Raw genomic sequence first — 21,561 nt, 5'->3', positions numbered from 1 at the left:
GTCCTCTTGAAGGTCTTGCCGAGACGGCCGGGCGCCATCGTCCGGCTCGCATGCCTGCCCCCACCCCGGCGGTCCGCTTCAAATGGCAAGACCGCCCTCGTTGAATTTGTGAATACGCGAACGGTCCGGCGTCAGGAAAACCGTGTCTCCCGCTTTGGCCGGGAAGTCGCCGCTACCGCGCGCCGTCACCATGCCGATGCTATCGGCGTCGATATGCAGGAAGGTGTCGGAACCAAGATGTTCGGCGACCACGACCCTGCCCTTCCAATCGCCGCTCTCCATCGACAACAGCACATGTTCGGGCCGGACGCCGATGGTATGAGCGTTGAGCGCGGCGGCGTGCTGGCCGGTGATGAAGTTCATCTTGGGTGATCCGATGAAGCCGGCGACGAAGAGGTTGCGGGGGCGGCTGTAGAGTTCGAGCGGCGAGCCGACCTGCTCGATATTGCCCCCGTTCAGGACGACGATCTTGTCGGCCATGGTCATCGCCTCGACCTGGTCATGGGTGACATAGACCATCGTCGTCTTCAACTGCTGATGCAACTCGCTGATTTCGAGGCGCATATTGACGCGCAGCGCCGCATCGAGGTTCGACAGCGGTTCATCGAAGAGGAAGGCCGAAGGCTGGCGCACAATGGCGCGGCCGATCGCCACGCGCTGGCGCTGGCCGCCGGAAAGCTGGCGCGGCTTGCGCTCGAGATAGTCGGTGAGGTTGAGCACCCGGGCCGCATCCGTCACCTTACGGTCGATCTCCGCCTTGTTGATGCCGGCCATCTTCAGCGGGAAGGCGATGTTGTTGCGCACGCTCATATGCGGATAAAGCGCATAGGACTGGAACACCATGGCAAGGCCGCGCTCAGACGGCGCCTTTTCGGTGGCGTCCCGGCCGTCGATGACAATCTTGCCGCCCGAGACGTCTTCGAGCCCGGCGATCAGCCTGAGCAGCGTGGACTTGCCGCAGCCCGACGGGCCGACGAAGACGACGAACTCGCCGTCCTTGATGTCGAGATCGATCGACGGGATGACCTTGGCTTCGCCGAAGACCTTGGAAACCTTCTGAAGGGTAATGCTGCCCATGTTTCTCTCCCTTTTATCTTATTTCACAGCGCCGAAGGTCAGGCCGCGGACGAGTTGTTTCTGGCTGAACCAGCCAAGGATCAGGATCGGCGCGATCGCCATCGTCGATGCCGCCGACAGCTTGGCGTAGAACAGGCCCTCGGGGCTGGAATAGGAGGCGATGAAGGCCGTCAGCGGCGCCGCCTTCGAGGCGGTGAGGTTGAGCGTCCAGAACGCCTCGTTCCAGGCAAGGATGATGTTCAAAAGCAGCGTCGAGGCAATGCCGGGCACGGCCATCGGCGTCAGCACGTAGACGATTTCCTTCATCAGCGACGCTCCGTCCATGCGGGCCGCTTCGAGGATCTCGCCGGGGATTTCCTTGAAGTAGGTATAGAGCATCCAGACGATGATCGGCAGGTTGATCAGCGTCAGCACGACCACCAGGCCGGTGCGCGTGTCGAGTAGACCCGAATTGCGGAACATCAGATAGATCGGGATCAGTGCGCCCACAGGTGGCATCATCTTGGTCGACAGCATCCACATCAGCACGTCCTTGGTCCGCTTGGTCGGCGAAAACGCCATCGCCCAGGCGGCCGGAATGGCAATGATCAGGCCGATCAGCGTCGAGCCGAAGGAGATGATCACCGAGTTCATGAAGTGGCTGAGATAGTTCGACCGGCTCTGCACCTCGGCATAGTTTTCCGTCGTCCAGTGGAAGAACAGGAACTGCGGCGGCGAGGCAATGGCGTCGGCTTCCGACTTGAAGCTGGTCAGGAACGTCCACAGGATCGGGAAGAAGATCAGGATACCGAGCGTCCAGGCGATCGCGGTGACGATGAGCTTGCGCTTCGTTGTGACTTTTCTGGCCATCTCAAGCCTCCAGATTCTTGCCGACGAGGCGCACGAGGAAGATCGCGACGATATTGGCGAGGATAACAGCCACGATACCGCCGGCCGATGCCCCGCCGATATCGAACTGCAGCAGCGCCTGGGCATAGACGAGGTAGGTGAGGTTGGTGCTGTCGGTGCCCGGTCCGCCGTTGGTGGTGACGAGGATTTCGGCAAAGACCGAAAGCAGGAAGATCGTCTGGATCAGGATCACCACGGTGATGGCACGCGCCATGTGCGGCAGGATGATGTAGATGAACTTCGAGATCGGACCGGCGCCATCCATTTCGGAGGCTTCCTTCTGCTCCTCGTCGAGCGACTGCAACGCGGTCAACATGATGAGGGTGGCAAAGGGCAGCCACTGCCAGGCGACGATCAGAATGACGGAAAACAGCGGCGCATTCGCCAGCCAATCGATCGGCTGCAAGCCGATCGCCTTGGCAAGATGGGCAAACAACCCGTTGACCGGGTTCATGAACATGTTCTTCCAGACGAGTGCTGCCACCGTCGGCATGACGAAGAACGGCGCGATCACCAGGATGCGCACGATGCCCTGGCCGTACATCGGCTGGTCGAGCAGCAGCGCAAAGGCGATACCACCGATGACGGTGATCAATAGAACGCCGGCCACGAGCAGCAGCGTATTGACCAGCGCGGCGATGAAGGCCGGATCGGATAGGAAATATTCGTAGTTCAGAAAGCCGACGAAGCTCTCCATGCCGGGGCTGAGCAGATTGTAGTTCAGCATCGAGAAATAGATCGTCATCGCAAGTGGGACGATCATCCATGCAAAAAGCAGCAGCACGGAGGGCGCAATCATCAGACGCGCGGAGGAGCGGGTGTGTAAGGTTGCCATGGCAATCACCGATCTGGACTGAAGCGGGGAGCGGCCGCAAGGCAGCTATGTCTGAAAAAAGAGGCCGCCGATGCAGTTCGGGCAATCGGCGGCCCAGAGAGGCGGAATGTCAAGTATCCGCCTCTTGCTCGGGAGGTTCTATTTTATGTAACCGGCCTTGGTCATTTCGCGGGTTGCCAGTTGCTGTGCGCTCTTCAGGGCCTGGTCGACCGAAAGCTGGCCGGCAAGGGCTGCCGAGAACTGCTGACCCACTGCCGTGCCTATGCCCTGGAATTCCGGGATCGCCACGAACTGGACGCCGACATAGGGGACCGGCTTGACGGTCGGCTTGGTCGGGTCGGCCGACTCGATCGAGTCGAGCGTCATCTTGGCGAAGGGAGCCGCCTTCTGGTAGTCCGCATTCGCGTAGAGAGATTTGCGAGTGCCCGGAGGTGCGTTCAGCCAACCTTCCTTCTCGGCGACGAGGTTGCTGTATTCCTTGCTCGTGGCCCAGGCGACGAACTTCTCGGCAGCTTCGGCCTTCTGCGAACCTGCCGGGATGGCAAGGCTCCAGGCCCAGAGCCAGTTGCCGCGCTTGCCGAGGCCCTTGTCCGGGGCGAGCGCGAAGCCGACCTTGTCGGCGACCTGCGACTGCTTCGGATCGGCGACGAAGGAAGCGGCAACCGTTGCGTCGATCCACATGCCGCACTTGCCGGTCTGGAACAGCGCCAGGTTCTCGTTGAAGCCGTTGGAGGAGGCGCCAGGAGGGCCTGCATCCTTCATCAGCTTGACGTAGAAGTCGAGCGTGTCCTTCCATTCCGGCTGATCGAACTGCGGCTTCCACTTCTCGTCAAACCAGCGTGCGCCGAAGGAATTGGACATGGCCGTCAGGAAGGCCATGTTCTCGCCCCAGCCGGCCTTGCCGCGCAGGCAGATGCCGTAGACTTCCTTGTCCTTGTTGGTGATCTTGCGGGCAGCGTCGGCAATGAAGTCCCAGGTCGGCGCGTCCGGCATCTTCAGGCCGGCGGCGTCGAACAGGTCCTTGCGGTACATGACCATCGAGCTTTCGCCGTAGAACGGCGCCGCATAGAGCTTGCCGTCCACGGTCAGGCCGCTGCGGATCGCCGGCAGCAGGTCGTCGACGTCGTAGTTGGCGCCGAGATTGTCGAGCGGCACCAGCCAGCCCTGTTTTGCCCAGATCGGCACTTCATAAGTGCCGATCGTCAAGACGTCGTACTGGCCGCCCTTGGTCGCGATGTCGGTCGTGACCTTCTGGCGCAGCACGTTTTCTTCGAGCGTTACCCATTCAAGGTCGATGCCGGGATTCTTCGCCTTGAAATCATCCGTCAACTTCTGCATCCGGATCATGTCGCCGTTGTTCACGGTCGCGATTGTCAGTGTCTCGGCCGAAGCCATGCCGGCAAACGCCAGTGCTGAGCAGGCGCCCAGCAGAAAAGTTCTCAATGTCATAATCTTCCTCCCAGAAGATGGGGTGTGAGCATTCGCTTCGCTCATGGGCAATTACTCAACAAACGATAAAGAATGTCAATCGGCAATCGTTGCTGCAACGCCGAAGGCAGTAGTGATACCCTTGATTTAAATCGGATATTTTTTGCTCAGCTCTTGAGCAAAAACTCGGCCGTCTCTTCGTCAGTGATCAGAGCATTGATTTGATGACCGACAACGGCGGCCCTGATCGCCTTGAACTTGCGCTTGCCCTTGGCCAGCCCAATGACCATCGATGCATCGCGGGACGGGATCGGGGCAGATGCGACGCGCTCGTTGATCGGGTTGTCGATCAACCTGCCGTCGACATCGAAGATCCAGCCGCAGATTTCGCCGACAGCACCCCCGCGCATCAGTTCCATCATCTCGTCCTTCTCGAGAAAACCATCGACGCAGAGTGGCCCATCGATGCCGAGCTCGCCGATGCCGACGAAGGTGACATCGGCTTGCGCGCTTATATTAAGCGTCGAGCGTACCAGCTGCTGGCCATGCAGCAGCTCCCGCTCCTCCGCCGAGGTGACGAGCACCGGCAACGGCATCGGATAGTGCCGCGCCTTCACGGCATCGGCCATGCTGAAGATGACGTTGTAATAGGCGGCCGATCCGTCCGGGGCAATATTGCCGGTCAGCGAAACGATGCGGTGATTGGGACATTCGATCGCCGGAAGCTGGTCGACGGCCGCCTTCAGCGTGCGGCCGGTCCCGATGGCGAGTACGATCGGCTCCGGCCGTTTCAGCCACCGCTCGATCTCGGCCGCGGCCGCCTCGGCAATACCGACCGTCGTCGACGACGACGCGGGATCGCTCGGCACCACCTCCACATGTTTCAGCCCGAATTTCCGACGCAGCTGATTGCCGAGTTCCAGGCAGGCGGCGATCGGATGATCGAGCCGCACCTTGATCAGGCGCTCGGCGACCGCCAGCGACACCAGCCGCTGCGCCGATTGTCGTGAAATGCCCATCGCCGCGGCGATTTCATCCTGCGTGCGCCCGGCGACGTAATAGAGCCAGCCGGCACGCGCCGCATCGTCCAGCCGTGCGGGGGTCTCGGATCTTTTTACCATCTAATGCCTATCGCGCAAAGTGAGCCGGCGGGCCGGCGCCGAACATGATTTGAGTCTGTATCGCGCCAGATCAAAACAAAATTCCGGCAAATGTCGAGCCTATTGCAAAGAGCCTCGCCAAATAACGGCCGTCACTCAAGCAAACTCCGTTTAGGCAAACCATTGCACGACGAGATAGATCGCCGCCTTCACGAGACCGTAAATCACCCCGCCGGCGACGACGAGCGACACGGCCGTCATCACGAAGCCGATGAGCGCGAAGAGACCGTCACGGCCCAATATGCCGAAGGCGAAGACCGAGATCGTGATCGCCGGCAGCATGTTGCCGAGCGGGACCGGCAGCAGCAGCACGATCGCCAGCAGCAGGCATGCCGCCCCCGCAAGATATTCCGCCGGCGGTTCGGCGAAGATCGCAAGCCTTGGTTTCAGCATGCGTTCGGCCCAGGCGAGCCAGCGGTAGATGCGGCCGACAATGGCCTCGAAATCCTCCCGGCGCATCGAACGGTTGGCAATCACCTTCGGTAGCCAGGGTTTCAGCCCAAAGGTCAGTTGCGCTGCCAGGAAGACCAATGGCGCCCCGAGCACGGCCGAGGTGCCCGGCGGCGTAGGAAAGGCGTTCGGAAGCGCGAAGATCAGCATCAACGCGCTGATCGCCCTGTCGCCCATCGTGTCGAACAGATCGCCGATCGAGATCCGTTCGCGGCTTTGATCGGCGGCCATTTGCCGCAAAATGGATGAGAGGCGGCGGCCTTTGGGACGTGGTCTTCGGATGGTACTGTTTTCTCTCGTATCGATGGTCGTGGGTCCGGCAGTTGATGAAAGTGTAGGGCCGGATTCTGGCGATGCAATATGCCAATTGAATGACTTGCGGGGACGGAAACCCCTCCCGCCTATCTGATCTCCCCACTTGTAGGAGAGATGTCCGGCAGAACAGCGGAGGTGCCACACGGCACGACCCTAAACCCGGCGACACCGCCGCCGAATGAGCGCTTGAAATTCCCCGCCAACAATGCAAGCAGACGCGGGAGAGAAACGGCAGAGTGGCAATGATCATTTCATTCGACATCGGCGGCACCGCCATCAAGGGCGGCATCGCTCGTTCCGAGACAGACATCGTTCCCCTCGGCCGCCGCCCGACGCCCAGGGATGATTTTGCCGCTTTCGTCGAGACCCTGCGCGACATCATCGCCGAAACCGGCGAACAGGCGAGCCGCATCGCCCTCTCCATCGCCGGCGTCGTCGATCCCGATACGCAGCGCCTGATCTGCGCCAACATTCCCTGCATCCACGAACGCACGCTTGGCGCCGATCTCGAAGCCGAACTCGGCCTGCCGGTGCTGATCGCCAACGATGCCGACTGTTTCGCGATGGCCGAAGCCGGTCTCGGCGCCGGCCGCGGCCACCGCATCGTCTTCGGCGCCATCCTCGGCACCGGCGTCGGCGGCGGCCTGGTTGCCGACGGGCGCCTCGTCAACGAGGCCGGCGGCTTTGCCGGCGAATGGGGTCACGGGCCGATCATCGCATCCGCGGCCGGCAACCCGCCGGTCGCCATTCCCGCTTATGCCTGCGGCTGCGGCCAGAGGGGCTGCGTCGACACCGTCGGCGGCGCCCGCGGCCTCGAGCGCCTGCACAAGACGCTGCACGATCTCGACCTTGCCAGCGAGGAGATCATCGCTCAGTGGCGCCATGGAGAGGAGAAGGCGACACGGACGATCGACGTCTATGTCGATCTCGTCGCCTCGCCCTTGGCGCTGACGATCAACATCACCGGCGCGACCATCGTGCCTGTCGGCGGTGGGCTTTCCAATGCCGAGCCGCTGCTTGCCGCGCTCGACCACGCGGTGCGCGCCCGCATCCTGCGCAAGCTCGATCGCCCGCTGGTGGTGCGCAGCGAATGCCGCATCGAACCCGGTCTGATCGGCGCGGCACTGCTGGGACTGAAGGCCAAGGCGGACTGAAGCAATTCCGCGAAAAGTGCGAAGCGATCTTCCGTCCGCAATTGCCATTCCTTAAAGCACCGGCCACATCCGCACGATTGCTGCGAACCGATCCCAGTCCTTGCGCGCCAAAGGCGTCCAGGCAGCCTCGGCGATTGCCGGGAGACGCGGAAAAACCAGCCGGTTGAAATAGGCGCGCGAGACGAAGTTCTCGGTCCAGATACAGGCCTGGATGCCGCGCATCTTCTCCTGCAGCGCCTCCGGCAGCTCGCCCTCGGCCTCGTAAGCATAGGTGTGTTCCGGCGGTGCGTGGCCCGCCCAGCTGGCGCCCGGCTCGGCCCAGGCCTCCGCCTGCGCCATGTCGAGATAATAGGCCTGCCCCGGTGTCATCACCACGTCGTAACCTTCTTGCGCGAGCTCGATGCCGACGGCCGGCTTTTCCCAGGCCATCAGCAGCGTGCCGTCGCGATCGACGCCGCCGCCATGCGAGACCTCGTTCCAACCGGCGAGCTTCTTGCCGCGCTCCGACAGCATGGCTTTGATGCGTTTCAGGAAATAGGATTGCAGCTCGGCAGTGCCGGCAAGTTTCTCCCGCTCCATCAGCACTTTGCAGAGCGGCGAGGAAAGCCAGGAGCCATGCGCCACCTCGTCGCCGCCAATATGAAGATATTCGCCGGGAAACAGCGTCACCATCTCATCGAACACCTTGCCGAGAAATTCATAGGTGAATTCCACCGCCGGATTAAGGGCGTTGTTCGGATAACCCTGCACCGAGCGGTAACTGTCCGGCGCCTCCTGCCCGTCGACGAGTTCGGGCAACGAGAACAGCGTCGCCGTGCTGTGACCCGGAATATCGATTTCCGGCACCACTTCGATATGCAGCGAGGCTGCATGCGCAACGATCCGCCTGGCGTCCTGCTGCGTGTAATGGCCGGAGCGCGTCTCAGCCCCGTCGCCGAGCTGCGGCACGAGCACTTCATCCGGCCCGTGCCGGGCACCGATCTCCGTCAGCGCCGGATAGGCCTTGATCTCCAGCCGCCACGCTTCGTCGTCGGTCAGATGCCAGTGGAAGATGTTGAGCTTGTTCCAGGCGAGAATATCGATCAGCCGCACGACGTCTGCCACCGGATAGAACTGCCTGGACACATCGAGATGGCAGCCGCGCCAGTCATAACGCGGCTGGTCGGCGATTGTGCCGAAATTGGGGAATTTGAAGCGCTCGCGATCGGCGCGGGAGCCGTGCAGCAGTTGCGCCAGGCTGATCAGCCCGTAATGCCGCCCGGCCGTATCCGCACTCGAAAGCACGATCTCATGCGCCGTAAAACGCAATTCGTAAGCAGAGGCGGCGATCGACGATTCGGTAACGAAACGAATGGCCCGCCCGCCTTCGACGGCACTGAGGGAAAACGGCATATTGTCGGCCGGATAGAGCCGCTGGTAAAGCGCAAGAACCAGCGAGAGCGCCTTGACCGCATCGGGCGGCGTCCGCTCGACCGGATGAAGGACGACCGGCAGCTCTCCCGCCTTCAGCCCAAGCGCCAGCGGCCAAGGCAGCAGCGAATAAGGTTCCTCGGCGCGGCCCGGCGGCAGAAGCGGCGGCGCCACGCCAGCATCCCGGCCTTCGAGCATGAGATCGCCGAAACCAACCGGAACGTGGCGTCCGTCGCCAAGTGTCAGATAGGCCGATTTGACGCCTGATGTCATATGTTTCGGCGCCCTGGTCAGCCCCTCGACGGTGAACCGCCAGCGCCCGCCGGGCGGCACGCTCAGCCCTTCGGGCGGCAGGAATTCGTGGAAATGCGCGACCTGCCGCCTGAGGCTGCCGCCGTCGCAGACATGTTTGTCGGCAACCCGCGTCTCTGACGTATAGGCGAGCGAGAAGCCGGACAGCAGCTCTGCCGAAAGATTGAAAAGCGTGAAGGTGAGGCGCCCGAAACTGTCCTCGATCGGGCTCCAGCTTGCTTCCAGATGGTAATCGACCATGGTCGTGCCCTGCCTCGTCGCTGAGTGGCCGGGATCGCGGTTGGTCTCCCGGCATGCTTTCGCAGCTTAGCTTTTTCGAGGCGGCAATGGAATCGTGGCCCGGGTCCGAGGCAGAGCGGACAGCGATGAGCCGTTCAAAGGCTGGCTGCCGAGCCGCGGCTAAGCAGCAACGTGCTTTGACGGAGAGCTGACCCTGCAAGAAAACGGCGCGGCTTTCGCCGCGCCGTCCTCACTCTGCTGCCAACGCCGGCGGATATCTGTCATCCGCCTCTTCCTGGATGGCGTCGGCATGCTGGCCTGGCTCGTCCTTTGCCTTCGGCTCCCGGCCGAAGAAGAGGGCGTAACCGGCGGGCAGAACCAGAATGGTAAGCACTGTGGCAACCAGGATGCCGCCCATCATCGCGTAGGCGAGCGGGCCCCAGAAGACGCCGCGCGAAATCGGGATCAGCGCCAGCACCGCGGTCAGCGCCGTCAGCATGATCGGCCGGAAACGCCGCACGGCAGCACCGACGATCGCCTCCTGCCGGTGCATGCCGGCCTTGATATCCTGATCGATCTGATCGACCAGGATGATCGAGTTGCGCATGATGATGCCGAGCAGGGCGATGACGCCGAGGATCGCCACGAAGCCGAAAGGCGCGCCGCTGATCAGCAATGCGGCCGCCGCACCGATGATCCCGAGCGGGCCGGTGGCGAGCACCAGCATCGCCTTGCCGAAATGCTGCAGCTGTATCATCAGCAGCACGATGATGACGGCGAGCATGATCGGCGCCTTGGCGGCAATCGACATCTGGCTCTCCGCCGCATCCTCGGCGCCGCCCTGGATCTCGACATTGTAGCCGGCCGGCAGGCTGTCGCGCAGGTCCTTCATGTCGGCATACATCTTCATCACCACGTCGTTCGGCTGCACGCCGTCCGGCAGCGTGGCGCGCACGGTGATCGTCGGCAGCCGGTCGCGACGCCATTCGACGCCATGCTCCATGACGGGCACGACCTTGGCGACCTGCGAAACGGGCACGAAACTGCCGAAGTCCGTCGGCACATAGACGGAATTGACGGCCGACAGCAGCGAACGGCTGGAATTCGGCTCGCGAGCGACGATCGAGACCGTCTCCTCGCCGTCACGGAAATCGTCGAGCGACGTCCCCGACATGGCGGTCTGCAGCACCTGGCGTACGCGCTGCGAAGTGACGCCGAGTGCCCGGGCGCGGTCCTGGTCGATCACCAGCTTCATCGCCGGCACCTCTTCCAGCCAGTCGTCATGGATGGCGCCGAGCTCCGGGTTGGCCTGGAAGCGCGCCTTTACCTGATCGGCGATCTCCCTGACTTTCAGGCGGTCGGGTCCCATGACGCGCATCTGCACCGGCCAGCCGGTCGGCGGACCGAGGAAGAGGCGGTCGACCTTGCCGCGAATGTCGGGGAAGTCTTCCGCAAGGATCGTCCGCAGCTTGACGATCAGCCGCTCGCGTGCCGGTTCGTCATTGGCCATGACGAGCAGCTGGGCGAAGTTCGGATTGCGCAGCTGCTGGTCGAGCGGCAGAAAGAAGCGCGGCGCGCCTTCGCCGATATAGGTGGCGATGAACCGCTTGTCGGGATCATCCATCATCTTGGCTTCGAGCGCCTTTGCCTGCACCTCGACTTCCCGAATGCTGGTGCCCTCGGGTAGCCAGAGATCGACGAGAATTTCCGGCCGCGAGGATTGCGGGAAGAAATTCTGCGGAATGAACTGGAAGGCCCAGAGGCTGGTGACGAAGGTGCCGAGCGTCAGCAGCAGCACGATGACCCGGTGGCGCACCGCCCAGCCGACCGTGCCGCGCAGCCGACGGTAAAAGCCGGTGTCGAAGGCGTCGCGATGCTCGCCGGCATGATGGCGCTGCTTGAGGATCATATAGCCGAGCCACGGCGTGAAGTAGACCGCGACGAACCACGAGGTGACGAGCGCGATGCCGACGACGTAGAACAGCGAGCGCACATATTCGCCGGCCGTCGAGGCGGCGAAGCCGACGGGAATGAAGCCGGCCGTGGTGATCAGCGTGCCCGTCAGCATCGGGAAGGCGGTCGAGGAATAGGCGAAGCTTGCCGCTTCGATCTTGACGAGCCCCTCCTCCAGCTTTCGTTCCATCATCTCGACGACGATCATCGCATCGTCGACGAGCAGGCCGAGCGCGATGATCAGCGCGCCGAGCGAGATGCGCTGCAGATCGATGCCGAGTTCGTACATCAGCGCAAAGGTGGCGGCGAGTACCAGCGGAATGGCGATGGCGATGACGAGGCCCGATCGCCAGCCGATCGACACGAACGAGACGACCAGCACGATGATGAGAGCTTCGCCGAGCGCATGCATGAATTCGCTGACAGCATCCGTCACCACGTCGGGCTGGTTGGCGATCTGGTCGACGGCAACGCCGTAGGGCAGCGCCTCCTCGAAGCGCTGATAGGTCGCCTCCACCCCCTTGCCGACATCGGTAACGTTGAAGCCCTTGGCCATCACGACGCCGACCTGAACGCTGTCGTGGCCGTTGAAACGGTACTTGCGCTGGTAGGGATCTTCGAGCCCGGAACTGACGGTGGCGATATCGCCGAGGCGCGTCACCTGACCGCCGGCGCGAAGGCGCAGTTCGCGGATGTCGGCTGCTTTCTTCACGTCGCCTTCGACCGATATGCGCACCGACCGCAGGCCGGTATCGACCGAGCCTGCCGGATCGACATTGTTCTGGCCCTTGATGGCATTCTGCAGATCGAGGATCGTCAGGCCGCGCTCGGCGAGCGACTTGGACGAGACGTCGACATAGATCTTCTCAGGCTGGTCGCCGATGATGACGGCTTTCTCGACGCCCGGCGTCGTCAGCAACATGTCGCGCGCCTGGATCGCGAATTTCTTCAGCTCCGGATAGGAATAGCCGTCGCCGCTGATCGAATGCAGCGTGATGAAGGTATCGCCGAACTCGTCGTTGAAATAAGGGCCGAGCAGGCCCTGCGGCAGCTCGTTGGAGATGTCGCCGACCTTCTTGCGCACTTGGTAGAAGGCATCCGCCACCTCTTGCGAATTCGTGTCGCCCTTGACCTGCAGGGTGATGATCGCACTGCCCGCCCGCGTATAGGACTTGACCCAGTCGATATGCGGCGTTTCCTGCAGCTTGCGCTCGATCTTGTTGACGACCTGATCTTCCATTTCCTGGATGGAAGCGCCCGGCCAGATCGCCTGAACGACCATGACGCGGAAGGTGAATTCGGGGTCCTCGCGCTGGCCCATGCGCATCAGGCCGAGCACGCCGGTGATGATGATCAGCCCGAAGAGGAAGCGGGCGATGCTCGGATGCCCGATCGCCCAGCGCGACAGATTGAAGGGCCGCTTTTCGGTTGTGGTGGCGTCCATGGTCCTGTTCTCTCTTTATGGCGCGTTCAGCGGACGGTCTGGTCCGTGGCAGCCAGGGCCGACTGCTGGTCCGGCACCTTCACCTTCAGGTTTTCGCTCATGAACTGCGTGCCGGCCGAAACGACGAGATCGCCGGTATCGAGACCCTCGGTCACATGCACGCCGTCGCCGGTGAAATCGGCAACCTTGATGTCGCGGCCATGCACGGTCGCCGTGTCGCGGTCGACGGTCCAGACCATCTGCTTGCCGTCCTTTTCAGCCAATGCGCTGAGTGGGATCGAGACATAGCTGTTGCCATTGCTGACATCGGCCTCGATCGTCGCCGTCATGCCGAGCAACACCTGCGGATCGTTCGGCAGGCTCACCCGAACCGCAAATGTACGCGACTGCTGGTCGGCGCTGCCGGAAACCTCGCGCACCTTGCCGTCGAGCACCAGCCTGTCGTCGGCCCAGAAGCTGGCCTTGACTGTCTTGCCCGGCTTGAATTCGGCAATGTCGTTTTCCGGAACCGCAATCTGCACTTCCTTTTCGCCGTCGACAGCAACGGCGACGACGGGAGTGCCCGACGCAACGACCTGGCCGACATCGGCATTGATCGTCGTGACAATCCCGTTGTGGTCGGCTTTCAGCTCCGCATAACTCACCTGGTTCTTCGCCTGTTCGAGCGCCGAGACGGCGGCATCGCGGCTTGAAACGGCCTGATCGTAGCTGAGCGACGCTTGCTCGAGCTGGGATTTCGGCGAAACATTCTTGTCGAACAGCTGCTGATTGCGCTTGTTCACGAGATCGGCGGTTTCGACGCCTTTTTCAGCGGCGGCGAGATTGGCTTCCGCCGTCTTGACCGCCAGCTGGTAATCGGTGGAGTCCATCCGAGCGAGCACGTCGCCCGGCTTCACCTTGTCGCCGATATCGACGAGGCGTTCGGTGATCTTGCCGGCGACGCGAAATCCGAGGTTCATCTCCGTGCGCGCCTTGACCGAGCCCGAATAGTCGAGCTTGCGGGTGTCGCCGGCCTTGGCGATCTCGACGACCTTCACCGGCCGGATGACTTGCTTGACCTCAGCCTTCTCTTCCGAGCAGGCGGAAACGCCGATGCCGATGGCGCCGAAGAGCACGAGACTGGCGACGGACGGCATGCGATGGCTGAGGGTCTTGAGCGAAAACATCTTTCGCACTCCTGGATCGTTTGGGGTTTCGGCGGCGGCTGCCGTTCATTATTTCTTCAGCGCCCTGATCACATAACTGATCAGCTCGTCGACGCTTGCGCGGTTGGTTTTGGCAAGACATTGCGCCACCATCTGCGGGTGGCAGAGATTGATCGTCGCCGCGCCGAAGCAGCGCGAGGCAACGACCGGATCCTGCTCGGCGAATTCCCCGGCTGCAATGCCTTCGGCGATGATTTCCGCAATGAGATCATGGACGCGGTCGATATGTTTCTCGATGACATGCCAGTCGCGTTCGATCGCGACGATGATCATCTCGTGCACCTTCATCTCGTCGAGCATCAGATCCAGCGTCAACTGGTGCTGGGTCTCGACATAACGGCGCAGCCGCTCGCTGGCGCTGATCGGCTGATGGCGGATGTCGTAAGCGATTTGATAGGCTGTGGCGAGCATGCGCCCGCAGAGCGCCTGATGAATTTCGACCTTGGAGGCGAAGAAACGATAAATATTGGCCGGCGACATGCCGAGATCGCGGGCAATGTCGGCCACCGTCGTCTTGCTGTAGCCATAGTGCCGAAACAGCCGCTCGGCCGCATCGAGAATGCGCGTGACATTCTCCTGCCGCGTGATGTCGAGTGTATTTTCCGCGAGGTCGTTCATAAGTTTTGAGGCCTGATTTTACGACTGACGATTTTCGAATTTCGTCAGTCGTAAAATATAAGACGTTATTTGTCAATATGCCGCGGCGCAGCACAAATCGTCGCGGGACGAGCACGATCCGGCGGAAGCGACAATCTAGCGGTGAGAAGGCCTGTACCGCCCGCGTCATGCCGACAGCCGACGACTTCGGGATAGGCGGACCCGATAATGCAGGCGACAAATGGAAAGTGCCACGGCGAGAAGCGCGCGGCGCCTGGTCAATGAAATGACGTGTCAGACGATCTTGACGTCGAGTGTGATCGGAACGGAGGCGAGCGCCTTGGAAACCGGGCAGCCGGCCTTTGCCTTGTTGGCGAGTTCGGTGAAGGTCGCCTCATCGGCACCGGGAATACGGCCGGAGAGCGAAAGATGGATGGCGGTAATGGCAAAGCCGCCCTCGACGCTTTCGAGCGTTACCTTGGCAGAGGTTTCCATATGCTCGGCGGTAAAGCCGGCTTCCCCGAGGATCAACGACAGCGCCATGGTGAAGCAGCCGGCATGGGCGGCACCGATCAGTTCTTCCGGGTTGGTGCCGGCAACGCCTTCGAAGCGGCTCGCAAAGCCGTAGGGATAATCCTTCAGGGCGCCGCTCTGTGTCGAGATCAGGCCTCTTCCGTCCTTGAGGCCACCGGTCCAGTGAGCCGAAGCCGTACGATTGATCTGCATGCCGTCCTCCTGTTTTCGATTGAGCTTTCAGCGCATGATGCCGAAAAGTGTACACGGTTTTCGGACGACATCATGCTCCAACTGTTTCCAGGAAGCGGCAGGGCGCCGCTCCATGCCTGCGGGAGATCGGATAACCTTCCCGATGGGCAATATAATGCTCTATCGCGAGAAGACGACAGGCTTGTAAAAATAGCGGGGTCGAAGCCCTTCAGGCGGAATGCTGCAGCATGCTGAGGCCGCCGTCGATCGTCAGGCATGTGGCATTGATGAACGGGCACTCGTCTGAGATCATGAACACGGCCGCCATGGCAATCTCCTCCGGCGTCGCGATGCGCCCGCCGGGGTGCAGTTTCATCGTCTCGGCCTTTGCCGCCTCCGGATCGGGAAAGCCGTTCCAGTAATCGATCACCTTCTGCGTCGAGACATAACCCGGCGCCAGCGCGTTGACGCGGATATTGCGGGCGGCATATTCGAGCCCTAAGGATTTCGTCATTCCGAGCAGGGCGTGTTTTGCCAGCGGATAGGGAAATGTGTGCGGGATGATGGTGAAAGCGTGCGTCGAGGCGATGTTGAGGATGACGCCGCCACCCTGTTCGATCAGGCCGGGCAGCACCGCCCTGCAGCAATTCCATGCGCCCTTGAGATTGATGTCGAAGCAGCGGTTCCATTCCTCGTCCGTCGTCTCGAGCGGTTCGGCGAAGACATTCACCCCGGCATTGTTGACGAGCGCGTTCAGCTGTCCGATCTCTTCATTCGCCTGAGCGACCAACGTGGTGATCGTCTCGGAATCGGTGATATCGGCCGGCAGATAACCAAGCCGGCCACCACTGCGCTGGAGGTCTTTCGCTGTCTTCACCAGCAGCGCGGCGTCGCGATCGACGAGAAAGACGGCGGCATCCTCCCGCATGAAAGCCTTTGCGATCGCAAGGCCGATACCCTGCGCAGCGCCGGTGACCAGGATGTTCTTGCCCTGCAGGCGGCCGCTCATCTATCCCTCCTCCGGTTGAACCGGCAGCGCCGACATCAGGATCGTCACCGTGCCGGCAAGCGCCTCTCCCGGCGCAAGCGGCGTGAGCCCACCGAAATCGGGAAGGTGGTGGCCGTTCGGCAGGTGGCTCATCGGCTCGAGGCAGAAGAAGTCGCTCCGGTTGACCGGCATATACAGCATAAAGCGATCGAGCGCACCGTTGGTTTCCAGCGCCGCCTGAATTCCAAGTTCCGGCCAGGCGATTGCCGCCCGCCCGTTCCAGCCCTCGAAGGCATTGTTCATCCACCTCTGCGGCAAAAGCTTTTCGGATCTGAAATCGAAATGGTCCGGCACAGGGCCAGGCATCTCTGGCAGATGGTCCGGCCGCTCGCTCCAATAGCGATCGGCCGCAATCGTCAGTCGCGTCTTTGGCGTCCGCGCGAAGAAGGGATGTTGACCGAGCCCGAAAGGAAGAGCCGCTTCGCCGCGGTTTTCCACGGAAAGCCTCAGCACCAGAGCATCGCCGGTGAGACGGATCTCCTGCCGGGCAAAATAGGCATAGGGTGAAACCCCGTCGGCACTACGGGAAAAGGAGAACTGCGCATGCTCCGCGCTGGCATCTTCAAGCTGCCAGAAGCTGAGCCAGCCGTCGCCGTGGAGATAGAGCGGATCGGAAGCATTCGGTTGGAAGGCATAGTCTCGGCCGGCAAAGGACATGGCGTTGCCCTCCACGCGATTGCCGAACGGCACCATCGCGAAATTCGCCATCGCTCCGTCCGGCCCGCCGGCCGCCACGACAAAGGGCATGCCTCGATAGGTCGCGGCGGTGACGGCGGCACCCCGACGGCTGACCCGGACGGCGAGATCGCCGTGCCTCATTTCGATGTCATCGCCAGCTTGTCCCTGGTTCATCCGCGCCGTCCCGCAGCCGAAGACCTCAAATTGTCGAGCAACACTGCGATCAGCAGGATCAGCCCGCGGACCACATACTGATAAAACGCCTGGATATTCAAGAGGTTCATGACGTTTTCGGCAATGCCCATGATCAGCACGCCGACGATGACGCCGCTCATCGCCGCCCGGCCGCCGGCCAGCGAAACGCCGCCGAGAACGCAGGCCGAAATCACCGAAAGCTCAAGCCCCGTCGCCGCATTCGGCTGGCCGGAGGTGATGCGCGAGGCAAGCAGGATGCCGGCAATGCCGCAGACGAGCCCCTGCAGCGCAAAGATCCAGATGCGCATGTTGACGACGTTGACGCCGGCAAGCCGCGAGGCCTCGGGATTGCCGCCGATCGCCAGGGTGTTCTTGCCGAAGACGGTGCGGTTGAGCACGAAACCGAAGAGGATGAAAAGGATCAGCATGATCCAGATCGGCGTCGGCACCGTCAGAAATCGCGACAGGGCAAGCTGGTAGAAGGCCGGATCGTTGATGCCGACGGCGCGGCCATCGGACGCGATCAGCGCCAGCCCGCGGACGATCTGCATGGTCGCAAGTGTGGTGATTAGCGCATTGATGCGAAAGCGCGCAATGACGATGCCGTTGACGAAGCCGACGACGGCGCCGCATAGCAGGGCGGCGAGCAGCCCTACCGGAATGGAGCCCGTCGCATTCGAGACCATCACCGCGATCATGCCGGAGAAGGCGACGATCGATCCGACCGAGAGGTCGAAATCGCGCGACGCCAGGCAGAACATCATCGTGCAGGCAACGATGCCGATCGTGACGACCGACTGCAGCAGCCCCAGCATGTTTCGCTCGGTCAGGAAGTTCGGAACGAAAAGCGAGACGATCACGAAGGCAGCAGCGAAGATCACCACCAGCCCCTGTTCGCCGAGAAGGATTTTTTTCAACGAATTCATCGTCCGTATTTTCCCGGTCCTAAAGGGTGCCTGCGGCATTCTTGTCGGGCAGTGCTGCCGTCAGGATGCTGCGCTCGTCGAAATCCGGACGGGCAACATTGGCTGCCACCCTGCCCTGGCACATCACCATGATGCGATCGGAAATGCCCATGACTTCGGGCAACTCGCTTGAAATCACCACGATCGCCATGCCGCCGGCTGCAAGCTCGTAGAGGATTTCGTAGATTTCCGATTTCGCTCCGATATCGATGCCGCGCGTCGGCTCGTCGATGACCAGGACCTTGATCCCCTGCTCGGACAGCCAGCGGCCGAGGATGACCTTCTGCTGGTTGCCGCCCGAGAGATTGATGATGTCCTGCTTGCGCGACGGCGTGCGCACCCGAAGCTTGGCGATGAACCGGTCCGCCAGCGCCGCCTCTTGTCTCGGGCTCAGAATGCCGAAAGGCGAAAAATGCCGGCGTGATGAGATCGCGATATTCTCTTCGATCGATCGGCCCTGGACTATGCCGTCGAACTTGCGGTCCTCAGGGCAAAGCACCATGCCGGCATTGATCGCCGCTTTCGGATTGTTCGGCGAAACGGCAACGCCGTCGATCGTCACCTGGCCCTGATGCCTGGCATCGGCGCCGTAAAGCAGCCGCGCCATCTCGCTGCGGCCAGCGCCGATCAGGCCGAAGAAACCGAGGATCTCGCCTTGGCGGACGGAAAAGCTGATCGGATGGCGCAGCCTCGGCCCCGACAGGCCCTTGACCTCCAGCCGTATGCCGCCGAGCGGACGTTCGCGCCATCCCCAGACATTGCTGATCTCGCGTCCGACCATTTCCGAGATGATCTGCTCACGCGTGGTTTCGGCGATGTCAGGATGGTGGGCGGCAAGCTTGCCGTCGCGCAGCACCGTCAGGCTGTCGCAAAGACGAAAGATCTCATCGAGACGATGCGAGACGTAGAGAATGACCGTTCCCTTCGCCTTCAGCCTGTCGATGAGCGAAAACAGGATTTCGCTTTCACGCGAGGAAAGCGAGGAGGTCGGCTCGTCGAGCGCAATCACCCGTGCATCGAGCATGACGGCCTTGGCGATCTCGACCATCTGCCGCGCGCCGATCGAAAGCGAGGCGACCTTGGCCGACGGATCGACATCGATGCCGATCTCCTCGAGCTTCGACCGCACCGTCTCGATCAGCGTCTTCGAATGGATGACGCCGCCCTTGGCCGGAAAGCGTCCGAGCCAGAGATTTTCGGCGACGGTCAACTCCGGAACGAGTTGCAGTTCCTGATGGATGACGATGACCCCGGCATGGAAGGCGTCACGGACGGACGCATATTTCTGCTCCTCGCCGTCGATGAGGATGTTGCCGGCATCGGCGGCCTGATCGCCGGACAGTACCCGGATCAGCGTCGATTTACCGGCGCCGTTTTCACCCATCAAGCCGTGGACGGCGCCCTTCTCGACAGTGAAGGACACATTCGCCAGCGCCTGCACGCCGGGATAACCCTTGGAGATATTGCTGAATTCGAGGAAAGCCATCATCGCTCCGCCGAGAAGGACCCGGCGGCGCGCTGAGCGGCCGCCGGACGATATCATCTTGGAAGGACGATCACTCGATGCCAAGATCCTTGCGGACCTTTTCAAAATCGCCGCGCAGCGCCAGGGAACCCGAGGTCAGCGTCAGCTTTTCCGGCTCCTTGTCGTTGGCGATCCAGTCATACATATTGAGCGCCGTTTCATAGCCGTGACGCTTCGGCGAGATGATGACGGTGCCGAAGAAGCCCGTCGCCGCCGGCTTCTTGAATTCGTTGATCGCCGATTCCGCCCCGCCGATGCCGACACCGATGACGTTGGCCGCCGGAATGCCGACCGATTCGGAAGCACGGACGGCGCCGAGGACGGCTTCGTCGTTGAGGCCGAAGGCGACCCAGTATTTCACGTCGGCATGCTTGTTGAGAACGGTGGTCGCGGCGTTGAGCGCCGCTTCCGTATCCGTCTTTGCCTGCGGCGCGTCATAGATGTTTTCGGCCGGGAAGCCGGCGGACTTCAGCACCGAGATCGCACCTTCGACGCGGTCGACGGCCGTCGGCAACTGGTCGTAGGAGACCCGCACGGCGCCGACACTCTTCATGTCCCAGCCGCGCTTCTTGATTTCGTCGACGATCGCCTGGCCGACGGTCTCACCGATCTTGGTGGCTGAAATGCCCATATGCGGCACGTCTTCCAGCGGCTTGCCGTCGGCGCTGACGAGGCGGTCGTCCACCGTCATCAGCTTCAGCTGGTTGGCTTCGGCCTTGGCGACGATGCCGGGGCCGAGCTTGACGTCGGGCGTGCAGATGATGAAGCCCTGCGCACCCTGGGCGCCGAGATTATCGATCGCCGACTGGACCTTCTCGCCGTCTTCGGCGCCGATCTTGACGACGGTGAAGCCTTTTTCCTTGGCGGCCTGGTCGGCGAATTTCCATTCGTCCTGGAACCAAGGCTCCTCCGGCTGCTTGACGATGAAGCCTATCTTGACGTCCGCGGAAAATGCCGAGCCGGCTGCCAGAATGGCGAAAGTGCCAGCCAGAATGGCTGCTTTGAACAAGCGCATGTCTCTCTCCCTAAACTCTCAAAAACCGAGCCGCTGCCTCCCAGGCAACGTCCAATGAATTAGGATAAATCATCATACCAGTCAATTGCCAATGTATGATGATTGGAATAATAGGATTATTGACGAGGTGTCGGGAGGAAGCGTCGCAAAGCGGATCGAATTCGGATAATCAGGTTCGGTTGCCTAGCACGCGAGACAGAGCGGAGAGGTGAGTTGGAAACAATCGAGCGACAGAGCGGGGCCGAAAGCCGCCGCATCGAGCGCCGCCCACGCGTACGCCGCAACGTCACGGCGGCGATCGCTCAGGATATCTGTGCGGACCGCTATCCCGCGGGCTCGCCGCTGCCGCGCGAAAACGATCTCCGCGAACTTTACGGCGTCAGCCGCACCGTCATTCGCGAATCGCTGAAAGTGCTGGAGTCCAAAGGCCTCGTCCGTGGCAAGCCGCGCATCGGAACCACCGTCTGCGACAAGGACGACTGGAATATCCTCGACGCCGACGTGCTTGAATGGATGGGTCCCTATATCAAGGATTTCGACCTGCTCGGCTGCATTCTCGAAGCCCGCCGCACCATCGAGCCGGCAGCCGCCGAATATGCCGCCGAGCGCGCCAGCGCCCAGGAGATCGCCGATCTCGACAACGCCTGGCGGCAGATGCGCGACAGCGCCCGCGACCCGGAAAGCTTCACCGATGCCGACGTCATGTTCCACACGGTGCTGCTCACCGCCAGCCACAACCAGGTCTTCCGCCGCCTGTCGAGCGCCATTCACGCGGCGCTGAAATATGCGCTGCATGCCTCCAATATCGGTGTCGAGAATCGCGAGGATGCAGTGCTCGTTCACGGCCAGCTGGTCGAGGCGCTGCGCATGCGCGACAAGGCGGGCGCCCGCGAATGCGCCAACCGCATGCTTGATCTTGCGGTGCGCGATCTTGCCGCCGCCGAAAAAGCGATCGGCAGAACGAAATGAACTATCACGACAAA

Annotated in this window: 18 protein-coding genes; 2 read left to right on the top strand and 16 right to left on the bottom strand. The window is 61.9% G+C overall.

All coding sequences use genetic code 11. The annotated features are described in order from the left end of the window. Nucleotides 1-78: 78 nt before the first annotated feature. The 6 genes from ACS4RR_RS05340 to ACS4RR_RS05315 form a co-directional block, all read right to left on the bottom strand. A complete protein-coding gene (locus tag ACS4RR_RS05340; protein WP_222384500.1) occupies nucleotides 79-1,077 on the bottom strand; it encodes an ABC transporter ATP-binding protein in 999 nt (332 codons plus the stop codon). Between the two features lie 18 nt (nucleotides 1,078-1,095). Continuing rightward, nucleotides 1,096-1,926, bottom strand: coding sequence for a carbohydrate ABC transporter permease (locus ACS4RR_RS05335; protein ID WP_017967987.1), 831 nt, complete (start codon nucleotides 1,924-1,926; stop codon nucleotides 1,096-1,098). Nucleotide 1,927: 1 nt separating this feature from the next. Next, nucleotides 1,928-2,800 carry a carbohydrate ABC transporter permease gene (locus ACS4RR_RS05330; RefSeq protein WP_017967988.1) on the bottom strand — a complete coding sequence of 291 codons (873 nt, stop codon included), beginning with the start codon at nucleotides 2,798-2,800 and terminating at the stop codon, nucleotides 1,928-1,930. A 138-nt stretch (nucleotides 2,801-2,938) separates the two neighbouring features. Then, nucleotides 2,939-4,249 carry an ABC transporter substrate-binding protein gene (locus ACS4RR_RS05325; protein ID WP_017967989.1) on the bottom strand — a complete coding sequence of 437 codons (1,311 nt, stop codon included), beginning with the start codon at nucleotides 4,247-4,249 and terminating at the stop codon, nucleotides 2,939-2,941. A 146-nt stretch (nucleotides 4,250-4,395) separates the two neighbouring features. Further along, the gene (locus ACS4RR_RS05320) at nucleotides 4,396-5,349 is read right to left on the bottom strand and encodes a sugar-binding transcriptional regulator (protein ID WP_017967990.1); all 954 of its coding nucleotides are present in this window, start codon (nucleotides 5,347-5,349) and stop codon (nucleotides 4,396-4,398) included. Between the two features lie 150 nt (nucleotides 5,350-5,499). After that, the gene (locus tag ACS4RR_RS05315; RefSeq protein ID WP_246730980.1) at nucleotides 5,500-6,069 is read right to left on the bottom strand and encodes an exopolysaccharide biosynthesis protein; all 570 of its coding nucleotides are present in this window, start codon (nucleotides 6,067-6,069) and stop codon (nucleotides 5,500-5,502) included. Nucleotides 6,070-6,395: 326 nt separating this feature from the next. On the opposite strand from ACS4RR_RS05315, the gene ACS4RR_RS05310 reads away from it, so the two are divergent. After that, nucleotides 6,396-7,307 carry an ROK family protein gene (locus ACS4RR_RS05310; RefSeq protein WP_456189804.1) on the top strand — a complete coding sequence of 304 codons (912 nt, stop codon included), beginning with the start codon at nucleotides 6,396-6,398 and terminating at the stop codon, nucleotides 7,305-7,307. A gap of 51 nt (nucleotides 7,308-7,358) precedes the next feature. On the opposite strand, the gene ACS4RR_RS05305 is transcribed toward ACS4RR_RS05310, so the two are convergent. The 10 genes from ACS4RR_RS05305 to ACS4RR_RS05260 form a co-directional block, all read right to left on the bottom strand. After that, nucleotides 7,359-9,269, bottom strand: a complete 1,911-nt coding sequence (locus ACS4RR_RS05305) for a beta-N-acetylhexosaminidase (protein WP_260297160.1) — start codon at nucleotides 9,267-9,269, stop codon at nucleotides 7,359-7,361. A 229-nt stretch (nucleotides 9,270-9,498) separates the two neighbouring features. Next, nucleotides 9,499-12,645 carry an efflux RND transporter permease subunit gene (locus ACS4RR_RS05300; protein ID WP_456189803.1) on the bottom strand — a complete coding sequence of 1,049 codons (3,147 nt, stop codon included), beginning with the start codon at nucleotides 12,643-12,645 and terminating at the stop codon, nucleotides 9,499-9,501. A 26-nt stretch (nucleotides 12,646-12,671) separates the two neighbouring features. Then, the gene (locus ACS4RR_RS05295) at nucleotides 12,672-13,811 is read right to left on the bottom strand and encodes an efflux RND transporter periplasmic adaptor subunit (protein WP_456189802.1); all 1,140 of its coding nucleotides are present in this window, start codon (nucleotides 13,809-13,811) and stop codon (nucleotides 12,672-12,674) included. A 48-nt stretch (nucleotides 13,812-13,859) separates the two neighbouring features. Continuing rightward, complete coding sequence (locus tag ACS4RR_RS05290) at nucleotides 13,860-14,468, bottom strand: TetR/AcrR family transcriptional regulator (RefSeq protein ID WP_017989495.1); 609 nt, start codon at nucleotides 14,466-14,468, stop codon at nucleotides 13,860-13,862. Nucleotides 14,469-14,741: 273 nt separating this feature from the next. Next, nucleotides 14,742-15,173: an OsmC family protein gene (locus ACS4RR_RS05285; protein ID WP_170257601.1), complete on the bottom strand. Its 432-nt coding sequence runs from the start codon at nucleotides 15,171-15,173 to the stop codon at nucleotides 14,742-14,744. A gap of 208 nt (nucleotides 15,174-15,381) precedes the next feature. Further along, nucleotides 15,382-16,161 (bottom strand): SDR family oxidoreductase, encoded by a 780-nt coding sequence (locus ACS4RR_RS05280; protein ID WP_456189801.1) that lies wholly within the window; start codon nucleotides 16,159-16,161, stop codon nucleotides 15,382-15,384. After that, the gene (locus ACS4RR_RS05275; RefSeq protein WP_456189800.1) at nucleotides 16,162-17,052 is read right to left on the bottom strand and encodes an aldose 1-epimerase; all 891 of its coding nucleotides are present in this window, start codon (nucleotides 17,050-17,052) and stop codon (nucleotides 16,162-16,164) included. It lies immediately after the preceding gene. Further along, nucleotides 17,049-17,999, bottom strand: a complete 951-nt coding sequence (gene araH, locus ACS4RR_RS05270) for an L-arabinose ABC transporter permease AraH (protein WP_003543150.1) — start codon at nucleotides 17,997-17,999, stop codon at nucleotides 17,049-17,051. Before araH ends, ACS4RR_RS05275 begins: the two co-directional genes overlap by 4 nt. Before the next feature lie 19 nt (nucleotides 18,000-18,018). After that, on the bottom strand, nucleotides 18,019-19,524 hold the full coding sequence (araG, locus tag ACS4RR_RS05265) for an L-arabinose ABC transporter ATP-binding protein AraG (protein ID WP_456190126.1): 1,506 nt from the start codon (nucleotides 19,522-19,524) through the stop codon (nucleotides 18,019-18,021). Nucleotides 19,525-19,594: 70 nt separating this feature from the next. After that, nucleotides 19,595-20,578, bottom strand: a complete 984-nt coding sequence (locus tag ACS4RR_RS05260; RefSeq protein WP_456189799.1) for an arabinose ABC transporter substrate-binding protein — start codon at nucleotides 20,576-20,578, stop codon at nucleotides 19,595-19,597. A gap of 213 nt (nucleotides 20,579-20,791) precedes the next feature. Between ACS4RR_RS05260 and ACS4RR_RS05255 the strand changes: the two genes are divergently transcribed. After that, a complete protein-coding gene (locus tag ACS4RR_RS05255; protein ID WP_446949385.1) occupies nucleotides 20,792-21,547 on the top strand; it encodes a FadR/GntR family transcriptional regulator in 756 nt (251 codons plus the stop codon). Nucleotides 21,548-21,561 lie beyond the last annotated feature (14 nt).

The sequence above is a fragment of the Rhizobium zaerense genome, assembly GCF_051810725.1.
GTDB classification, from domain to species: Bacteria; Pseudomonadota; Alphaproteobacteria; order Rhizobiales; family Rhizobiaceae; genus Rhizobium; species Rhizobium leguminosarum_I.
The sequence above is the reverse complement of the archived record's forward strand: the minus strand, read 5'-3'. Positions and strand labels throughout refer to the sequence as shown.

Bases quoted from the DNA above. Each gene is read 5' to 3' on its own strand.
- ACS4RR_RS05340 (WP_222384500.1), bottom strand. From the start codon at position 1,077: ATGGGCAGCATTACCCTTCAGAAGGTTTCCAAGGTCTTCGGCGAAGCC.
- ACS4RR_RS05335 (WP_017967987.1), bottom strand. From the start codon at position 1,926: ATGGCCAGAAAAGTCACAACGAAGCGCAAGCTCATCGTCACCGCGATC.
- ACS4RR_RS05330 (WP_017967988.1), bottom strand. From the start codon at position 2,800: ATGGCAACCTTACACACCCGCTCCTCCGCGCGTCTGATGATTGCGCCC.
- ACS4RR_RS05325 (WP_017967989.1), bottom strand. From the start codon at position 4,249: ATGACATTGAGAACTTTTCTGCTGGGCGCCTGCTCAGCACTGGCGTTT.
- ACS4RR_RS05320 (WP_017967990.1), bottom strand. From the start codon at position 5,349: ATGGTAAAAAGATCCGAGACCCCCGCACGGCTGGACGATGCGGCGCGT.
- ACS4RR_RS05315 (WP_246730980.1), bottom strand. From the start codon at position 6,069: ATGGCCGCCGATCAAAGCCGCGAACGGATCTCGATCGGCGATCTGTTC.
- ACS4RR_RS05310 (WP_456189804.1), top strand. From the start codon at position 6,396: ATGATCATTTCATTCGACATCGGCGGCACCGCCATCAAGGGCGGCATC.
- ACS4RR_RS05305 (WP_260297160.1), bottom strand. From the start codon at position 9,269: ATGGTCGATTACCATCTGGAAGCAAGCTGGAGCCCGATCGAGGACAGT.
- ACS4RR_RS05300 (WP_456189803.1), bottom strand. From the start codon at position 12,645: ATGGACGCCACCACAACCGAAAAGCGGCCCTTCAATCTGTCGCGCTGG.
- ACS4RR_RS05295 (WP_456189802.1), bottom strand. From the start codon at position 13,811: ATGTTTTCGCTCAAGACCCTCAGCCATCGCATGCCGTCCGTCGCCAGT.
- ACS4RR_RS05290 (WP_017989495.1), bottom strand. From the start codon at position 14,468: ATGAACGACCTCGCGGAAAATACACTCGACATCACGCGGCAGGAGAAT.
- ACS4RR_RS05285 (WP_170257601.1), bottom strand. From the start codon at position 15,173: ATGCAGATCAATCGTACGGCTTCGGCTCACTGGACCGGTGGCCTCAAG.
- ACS4RR_RS05280 (WP_456189801.1), bottom strand. From the start codon at position 16,161: ATGAGCGGCCGCCTGCAGGGCAAGAACATCCTGGTCACCGGCGCTGCG.
- ACS4RR_RS05275 (WP_456189800.1), bottom strand. From the start codon at position 17,052: ATGAACCAGGGACAAGCTGGCGATGACATCGAAATGAGGCACGGCGAT.
- araH (WP_003543150.1), bottom strand. From the start codon at position 17,999: ATGAATTCGTTGAAAAAAATCCTTCTCGGCGAACAGGGGCTGGTGGTG.
- araG (WP_456190126.1), bottom strand. From the start codon at position 19,524: ATGGCTTTCCTCGAATTCAGCAATATCTCCAAGGGTTATCCCGGCGTG.
- ACS4RR_RS05260 (WP_456189799.1), bottom strand. From the start codon at position 20,578: ATGCGCTTGTTCAAAGCAGCCATTCTGGCTGGCACTTTCGCCATTCTG.